The organism is Acetobacter sp., from assembly GCF_047721705.1.
Classification (GTDB): domain Bacteria; phylum Pseudomonadota; class Alphaproteobacteria; order Acetobacterales; family Acetobacteraceae; genus Acetobacter.
Map to the genome: position 1 here is coordinate 1 of NZ_JBDNXK010000157.1, position 4,094 is coordinate 4,094.

The 4,094-nt window shown below is 56.3% G+C and carries 6 protein-coding genes and 1 pseudogene; 4 read left to right on the forward strand and 3 right to left on the reverse strand.

Features of this window, described 5'->3' with window-relative positions:
• Positions 1-908 (forward strand): IS630 family transposase (locus ABF824_RS15805; protein ID WP_415489921.1); only part of this gene is annotated, 908 nt, incomplete at its 5' end.
• Positions 909-970: 62 nt separating this feature from the next.
• On the opposite strand, the gene ABF824_RS15810 is transcribed toward ABF824_RS15805, so the two are convergent.
• Positions 971-1,372, reverse strand: a complete 402-nt coding sequence (locus ABF824_RS15810) for a nuclear transport factor 2 family protein (RefSeq protein ID WP_415489922.1) — start codon at positions 1,370-1,372, stop codon at positions 971-973.
• Positions 1,373-1,488: 116 nt separating this feature from the next.
• Between ABF824_RS15810 and ABF824_RS15815 the strand changes: the two genes are divergently transcribed.
• Entirely contained in the window at positions 1,489-2,022 is a 534-nt protein-coding gene (locus ABF824_RS15815; protein WP_415489923.1) for a TetR/AcrR family transcriptional regulator, read from the forward strand.
• A 184-nt stretch (positions 2,023-2,206) separates the two neighbouring features.
• Here ABF824_RS15815 and ABF824_RS15820 read toward each other — a convergent pair whose 3' ends face one another.
• Entirely contained in the window at positions 2,207-2,467 is a 261-nt protein-coding gene (locus ABF824_RS15820) for a hypothetical protein (RefSeq protein ID WP_415489924.1), read from the reverse strand.
• Here ABF824_RS15820 and ABF824_RS15825 point away from each other — a divergent pair.
• Complete coding sequence (locus ABF824_RS15825) at positions 2,390-2,944, forward strand: aldo/keto reductase (protein WP_415489926.1); 555 nt, start codon at positions 2,390-2,392, stop codon at positions 2,942-2,944. The two genes, ABF824_RS15820 and ABF824_RS15825, sit on opposite strands and share 78 nt — an antisense overlap.
• A 45-nt stretch (positions 2,945-2,989) precedes the next feature.
• On the opposite strand, the pseudogene ABF824_RS15830 reads toward ABF824_RS15825, so the two are convergent.
• A pseudogene (locus ABF824_RS15830) lies at positions 2,990-3,280 on the reverse strand (aldo/keto reductase); the annotation flags it as partial.
• A gap of 120 nt (positions 3,281-3,400) precedes the next feature.
• Between ABF824_RS15830 and ABF824_RS15835 the strand changes: the two are divergent.
• Complete coding sequence (locus ABF824_RS15835; RefSeq protein WP_415489925.1) at positions 3,401-3,937, forward strand: TetR/AcrR family transcriptional regulator; 537 nt, start codon at positions 3,401-3,403, stop codon at positions 3,935-3,937.
• The last annotated feature ends 157 nt before the right edge of the window (positions 3,938-4,094 follow it).

The following is a 4,094-nucleotide window of genomic DNA, read 5'->3' on the forward strand; positions in this document are numbered from 1 at the left end:
AATGGCGGCGACGGTTTGTCGAAGATGGCATCGAAGGCCTGACCGACGAATATCGCGCCGGCCGGCCCCGCACGGTGTCGGATGCGCAAGTTGCGCAGGTCATCGAGCGCACGCTGAACACAACGCCCAAAGATGCGACCCATTGGTCAATCCGCTCCATGGCCGCCGAGATCGGCCTGTCGCACACGACCATCCGCCGGATATGGAGCGCTTTCGGTCTGCAGCCGCATCGGGCCGAAACCTTCAAACTGTCGTCGGACCCGCTATTTGTCGACAAGGTCCGGGATATTGTCGGTCTTTACATGTCGCCGCCGAACCGCGCGATCGTGTTGTGTGTCGACGAGAAATCCCAGATCCAGGCACTGGACCGCGAACAGCCAGTCCTGCCCATGGCACCGGGCGTGCCGGAACGACGTACCCATACCTATCTCCGGAACGGTACGACGTCGCTGTTTGCAGCCCTCGACATCGCAACAGGTGCGGTAATCGGCAAATGCTACAAACGTCATCGTACCACGGAATTTCTGGACTTCCTGAAATGTATCGACGCTGAGATCCCTGGTGACCTGGATGTTCATCTTGTGATGGACAATTACGCCACGCATAAAACGTCCATGATCAAGACGTGGCTCGCACGCCGCCCGCATTGGCATGTTCACTTCACGCCCACTTCGGCTTCCTGGATCAATCAGGTAGAGCGCTGGTTCGCCGAACTGACACGCAAGCAACTCCAGCGCGGCGTGCATCGGTCAACAACTGAACTCGAAGCCGACATCACAACCTTTATCGATGCACATAACGAAAATCCAAGGCCGTATCGGTGGGTCAAATCAGCCGACCAGATCCTCGCCTCGGTGAAACGCTTTTGTCACAAGACAATGAACCGAACTTCAGATTCAGGTGACTAGGGGGGAACGGAATGTCTGCTATCCGACCGAAGAACGCAAAAGCGGACATCGCCTTTCTCTTATCAGGACGATGCGATGCGCTCCAACTGGAGCGGATTCATATAATCCCGGATCAACGTCACCTTGCCGGCACGTCTTGTGATGAACCAGACATAGCTGATGTCTCGGGGAGCGCCATCCGAAATCCTGTGATGGTGGCCTGTGGCTTCCACGATCAGTTCATCGCCCACTTCACGCACGTGCACATCGCTGAGCGAGCCGAAGCGAATGAACGTCGGGAGACGCTGCATGTATGCAGCGATAGCATCCCGTCCCGTCAAACGGGTCGGAGAGCCGTCCGGAACAAATGGAAACTCATGCACGGCATCTGCATCATAAATCGACATCCAGCCGTCGATATCGCCACGTTCAAGCGCTTCAAATGCTGTTTCGAGCCAGTCAGGAAGGACAGATGTTGGTGACATGCAGTGCTCTCCGGCATAAATTAAAGACTATGAGTTCAGAGGCTTCACCTATAACGGACCGAGAGTCCGAAATACAACATAAAAATCGGGGGCGGCCGCCAGTCGCTCTTCAAGGTATGCTGGCAGCCGCAGATATGCTGTTCGCTCAAAGTAAGCTGCCGGGTTCGGTGACGATGGACGCTATCGCCGCAGCCGCATCTGTCGGGAAAGGAACCTTATTTCGAGCATTTGGTAACCGGGACGGCCTTCTGGACGCGCTGTGGGCCACAAAGATCGCCATTCTAAAACAAAGAGGCACGACCGGTGTCCCACCATTTGACGAAAGCGCTGCCCCCCTGGACCGCCTTATTGCATTTCTAGATGCCATCTTGATGTTTAAGATTGCGAACAGGCACCTGATCCATGCCCGAGAGGCCACCGGGGGGTTGCTGCAGTCTCCGCATTATCGATGGATGCACGTGAAGACGAAAAACTTCATCATGGATGCATCAAATCAGGTTGATGAAGATTATGCGATCTATAGTGCCCACGCCTTACTGTCTGCGCTGCATATTGATCTAATCGATGAAATGCTGGCTCAGGGTCTGTCTGTTGAGACAATTCGGCGACTTCAGGCTGCCCGAGGAAAAGGCGTCATCCGTATTGCGTAAGAAGCTGCCACTGGCGGCCTGTTTTGGAGCTCTCTAGGAAAATCGACAGCTAAGCCGGGAGGACAAGCTATCGGCTTGGAAGGGCGGAGATCCGTAAGCTGACGTCCTACGGCTGATGAAGCGTTTTATCTCTTCCGCCTGAGATGCAGGACGCCCTGACCGCAACCAGGTCTCACGCTGTTTCTCAGGCAACGGGTTTCACAGGAGCGTCTATCCGGGCGTCCATGCCGCCGGTGATGATGTCCTTGATCCGGGGGTCGTCAAGCACGGTGTAGGGATAGCTGCGCGGGGTTGCGCTCACCTCGTCAAGGCGCGCCACCTGCCCGGGTGACAGCGCTACTTTGGTGGCGGCCAGATTGCTTTCGAGTTGGACAAGTGTGCGAGGGCCGATGATGCAAGCCTGAAGCGGCTCAAGACCGACCGCATCGACATCTACTGGGCTCATGTTTCGGATGGTGTTACGCCACTTGAAGAAATTGTGCGGGGGTTCGATGACCTCGCACGTGCCGGCAAGATCCTCTATGCCGGACTGTCAAATTTCCCAGCATGGCGCGTGGCAAGAGCTGCAACGATCGCGGAGATTCGCGGCGCTGTTCCGATTGCGGGTATCCAAGTCGAACACAGCCTCGTGCAGCGTGCAACCGAGGATGAATTGATTCCTGCAGCCCGGGCGCTTGGCCTCGGTGTGGTTGCTTTCTCGCCGCTTGGTGGCGGCGTCCTGACCGGGAAGTATCGGGCAGAGGAAGCTACAGACCGGCGCAACGAGGCCTGGGCCGGTGCCGGCTTTCAGCCTGAAAATACGCCACAACGCACGGCCATTATCGACCGTCTGTTTCAGGTCGCGGCGGAGATGGATGTGACGCCAGGAGAGGTCGCCATTGCCTGGGTAGCCGCCAAAGGCTCGCTTCCGATCGACGGATGACACCATGGCCTGACGACTATTGCCGGTTTCGAGGATGCCGGACGTCGCATTGGTCTTTACTGAGTATTTTGTGGACAGAACGAATTCGTTGCGTCGTCCCGCAAGCAGGTTTCCCAGAAATTCCTCGGACTGTCCTTCCTGATAACCGTTGGCAGTATCGATGAAATTCCCGCCCGCCTCAGCATAAGTGTCCAGAATGCGGCGCGCTTCGTCCGGCTCCGCACCATGTCCACCCCAGGCGCGGCCAAAATTCGCGGTCCCGAGCAGAAGCTCAGAAACCCTCAGGCCGGTGTGTTCGCCCAAAAGTTTGTATCGCATATTAACTGACATTCTCATGTCCTTCCGCGAGCAATTACGCTACAAGTGGTTCACTGAACCAGATAAACGGACCACTGAACCCCTTGTCAAGCGGAACCCATGCGAGCCGACGCCCGAAAAAATTACGACCGCCTTCTCATGAGCGCACTCGAGTCCATCTCAGAAGATGTTTTAAACGTTTCCATGCGTGACATTGCCCGTCGTGCGGGGGTGGGATTCGCCACACTGTTGCGTCATTTTCCGACCCGGGAAACCTTGTTTGAGGCTTTGCTTCGAACGGCTCTTGATGAACTTACCAGGACAGCAGAGAGGCTCGAGAAATCCGCTTCGCCTTCGAACGCCCTACTCTCGTGGCTCAGCGAGGCCGTGAGATTTATGGGGGCCTACAATGGTGTCGTCAGCATGATGTCCATTGCCCTGGAAGACGAGAATTCTGCCCTCCATATCTCCTGCACCAACCTGCGGTCGGCAGGCGCTCGGCTCCTTGGTCATGCTCAAGCCGAAGGAGCGGCGCGCAACGATATCGACGGGACGGATTTATTTGGGCTGATTGGTGCTCTTGGCTGGCTGGGAGAGCAGCCTTCATTTGCAGGACGCACCAGCCGATTTTTCGATGTCATCACAACGGCTATCATGACACCGAAAGCCAGCGGGCAAATCAAACAGATTACGTGATGAGGCAAGGACAGCCGCTCGACGTCCCTGCGTCTCCTGCGTGGGGTTTCAACGATTCTGGTCGGGGAAACGACAACCTTGCCACCCTACTGGACGAATCAAGGCGGTGATAAGCTTGTGAAGGCCGCATCATAGCCCATCCAACGCTCTTCTAGCT